Here is a 3,367-nt window from a genome sequence, read left to right on the forward strand (position 1 = left end):
GCGACACGCCCGTGCGGTTCCCGCTCACGGCGGCGGTGGTGCGGTGCTACGCGGACGCCAAGGAATAACGATTCGCCCGTGTGCGCGGCACCGGGGCCGGGGTCATGCCGCGACCCGCTCCGCCTCCCGGCGGAGCAGGTTCTTGTCCGGCTTGCCCGCCTCCGTCAGTGGGAGGGCCTCGGCGAAGGAGAGGCGCGCGGGCTCGTACATGGCGCCACGGCTGTCGCGCACCAGCGCGCGCAGCTCGTCCTCGTCCACCCCGGCGCCCGGCCGGAGGGCGACGACGGCGTGCACCTGCTCCATGTTGTCGGCGTCGCGGACGCCGAAGACGGCGCTCTGCGTCACGTCGGGGTGGGAGTTGAGGAGGTCCTCCAGCTCGGAGGTGTAGACGTGGCCGCCCACCACGATGATCATGTCCTTGAGCCGGTCCACGACCGTCAGGAAGCCCTCGGTGTCCAGCCGGCCCAGGTCGCCGGTGTGCAGCCAGCCGTCGCGCAGCACCTCGGCGGTCAGCTCGGGCTGCTTCCAGTAGCCGGTCATGACGTGCGGGGAGCGTACGCAGATCTCGCCGAGCTCGCCGTGCGGCAGCGCCTGCCCCGACTCGTCGCGTATCTCCACCTCGACGCCGGGCAGCACCTGCCCCGCCGTGCGCAGCAGCTCGGGGCGCGCCGGGTCGTGCTGATCGGGCATCAGCATGCTGATGCCGCCGACCTCGCTCTGGCCGTAGAACTGGAGGAGCACGGGCCCGAAGCGGCGTATCGCGTCGGCCAGCCGCGCGGGGGAGGCCTGGCAGCCGCCGTAGAACAGGACGCGCAGGCTGGAGGTGTCGGTGGTGGCCGCGTCCGGGTGGTCCATCAGCCGGTACAGCAGCGGCGGCAGGAGGAAGAGGTCGGTGATCCGCTCGCGCTCGACGGCCGCGAGCACCTCGGCGGGGTCGAAGTCGTCCTGGAGCACCACGAAGCCGCCCGAGCGGAGGGTGGTGTCGGCGAACATGCCCCCGGCGTGCGCGACCGTGGTGCACACCAGCTGCCGGCGCGGGTAGTCCCGGTGATTGAAGAGGTGGGCGGTGAGCTGCCCGAAGGTGGTGCAGATCCCCTTGGGGTGGCCGGTGGTTCCGCCGGTGTGGCGGATGCCGCAGATGTCCTCCGGCCGCGCCTCGCCGGGCAGGGGCTCGGCGGACTCGGCCGCGGCCAGCTCCAGGAGGTCCTCGCCGAGCGGCGCGGGCCCCAGCGTGAGGACGTCCTTCACCGGCGTCTGCGCGGTCACCTCGACGGCCCGGCCGGCCCAGCGCGGGTCGACGATCAGGGCCCGGGTCTCGACGTCCTCGACGATGACGGCCTGCGACTCCGCCGACAGCTTGTTGTAGAGGTGGTTGACGGAGCAGCCGAGGAGATTGGCGGCGTACCGGGCGGCGATGACCTCGGGGAGGTTGCCGCCGAGCAGGGTGACGGTCTGGCCGCGGCCTATGCCGCGCAGCCGCAGGGCGCGCGCCATGCGGAAGACGAGGGCGCGGAGCTCGCCGGCCGTCACGTACCGGCCCTCATGGGTTAAGGCGTGCCGGTCCGGGGCGGTGTTCAGGGCATCGAGGATGTCCTCCACGTAATTGCGGAAGGTGATGGGGGTGGCGGTCATCAGGGTTTCCTCCCGGCGGCGGCAACGGTGTCGGCCGCCGCTCATATAGTTACCTAGGGCAATTATATGAGCTGTCCACCCCGACAATCAAACGAACCGGTGGTCCGGTTTCCTCCCCGGGTGCCCCCCGGCACACCCGTGCCCGGTGCCACTCGGAACAGCGGCACCGGGCACGGGCGGGGGTCAGTGACCCATGATCCTCGCGAAGGTCGCCGGATCGGCGTCGAAGCCGCGCACCCCGCCCCGGAAGGTCCAGGCGCCCGAAGCGTCGCGGACGAACTCCGCGACCGTCGCCGCCGTCGCCCCGCCGACCCCGGAGAAGTCCTCGTCCGCCAGCTGCTCACGGCCCTCCCGGACGCGTACGCCCGCGCCGGCGACACCGCCGAACGTCAGCCGTCCGTCGCCCTGCTGTATGGCGACGCCCACGATCACCCGGACGTAGTCGGGGCTCAGCCGGTCGAGCTCCAGCGTCATGACCTCGTCGTCGCCGAAGCCCTTGCCGTCGGGGCTGTCGCGGTTGAGCGTGATCGTGCCGTCGGGGGAGCGGCTGTCGAAATGCACGAGATAGGCGGGGTCGCCGTGCGGGGCGCCGGCGCCGTACGTCGCCGCGATCAGGTCCAGATCGTGGGGGGCGGCGCCCGGTGGGCTCGGATCCCACCGAAGGGCCACCACGACCCGTTCCAGCCCCTTGTTGAGACCGTTCACTGGGCTCTTGTTCAGACCGCTCACAGGACTCCCCTTTCCTCGGCGCGCCGACCCTCCATGGTGCCACGGCAGGCCCGTCCGCAGGCGGCCGACGTCCCACCGGCCAGGCGGGGTTGACGGGGAACCGGCCCGGGGTGAACACCCCGGGGGAACGGGACGGACGGGGCGTGAACACCGGAAATCCCCCCGGCCGTTTTCGACGCTGACCGAATACCGGTGACCGGACGCCCGCCGCACCCCACCATCCGGAGAGGATCCCCCACCACCGCGGTACTCCGCGGAGCCGGTCGCATCGCGGGGATCGCCGTCCGGGAGGAGAGCGCGTTGCAGATCAGCTTCATCGGTGTCCTGAGGCCGGCGGTGGTCCTCACCGTCCTGGCCCTGGCCGCCCTGTGCACGACACCCGCCGTCGGCGCGGCGCCCTCCGCGCGCCCGGCGGCCATCGGCCTGCCGGCCGGAGTCAGCGCGGGCATCGCGGTGTTCGACCGGCGGACCGGCACGTTCACCGAGCAGCTGAACGCCCGGGCCCGGTTCCGGTCCGCCTCGGTGGTCAAACTGCTGATCGCCCTCGACCACCTCTGGGACCGCGGCCCCTCGTACCCCATACCCGACGCCGACCGGGCGCTGCTGGACGTCATGCTGCGCAGCAGCGACGACGACGCGGCCAGCGCGTTCTGGGACCGGAACGGGGGCGGCGCGATCGTCGAGCGGATGGTGACGCGGCTGAAACTGGCCGACACCGCACCACCGCCGGCCGACCGGCCCGGATTCTGGGGCTACACCGCCCTCTCGGCGGCGGACACCGTCCGGATCTACCGGTACCTCCTCGACGAGGCGCCCGCGCCCGTCCGCGACTACATCATGGGCAACCTGCGCGCCTCGACCCGCTGCGGCACGGACGGCTACGACCAGAGCTTCGGCATCGCGGCCGTCTTCGACCGGCCCTGGGCCGTCAAACAGGGCTGGTCCGGCTTCGACTCCAACGGCTGCGCGTCCGGTACGGCCGCCACCCGGGCCCGCCCCCAGGACC

The 3,367-nt window shown here is 72.5% G+C and carries 2 protein-coding genes and 1 pseudogene; 1 reads left to right on the forward strand and 2 read right to left on the reverse strand.

Going from position 1 to position 3,367, the window contains the following annotated elements:
- Positions 1–102: 102 nt before the first annotated feature.
- Both K6I33_RS19740 and K6I33_RS19745 read right to left on the reverse strand, forming a co-directional pair.
- Positions 103–1,632 carry an AMP-binding protein gene (locus tag K6I33_RS19740; RefSeq protein WP_229354254.1) on the reverse strand — a complete coding sequence of 510 codons (1,530 nt, stop codon included), beginning with the start codon at positions 1,630–1,632 and terminating at the stop codon, positions 103–105.
- Positions 1,633–1,815: 183 nt separating this feature from the next.
- On the reverse strand, positions 1,816–2,337 hold the full coding sequence (locus K6I33_RS19745; RefSeq protein WP_229354256.1) for a TerD family protein: 522 nt from the start codon (positions 2,335–2,337) through the stop codon (positions 1,816–1,818).
- 324 nt (positions 2,338–2,661) lie between these two features.
- On the opposite strand from K6I33_RS19745, the pseudogene K6I33_RS19750 reads away from it, so the two are divergent.
- Positions 2,662–3,367 (forward strand): annotated as a pseudogene (locus tag K6I33_RS19750) (hypothetical protein); the annotation flags it as partial.

The sequence above is a fragment of the Streptomyces sp. UNOB3_S3 genome (assembly GCF_020740895.1).
Classification (GTDB): Bacteria; Actinomycetota; Actinomycetes; order Streptomycetales; family Streptomycetaceae; genus Streptomyces.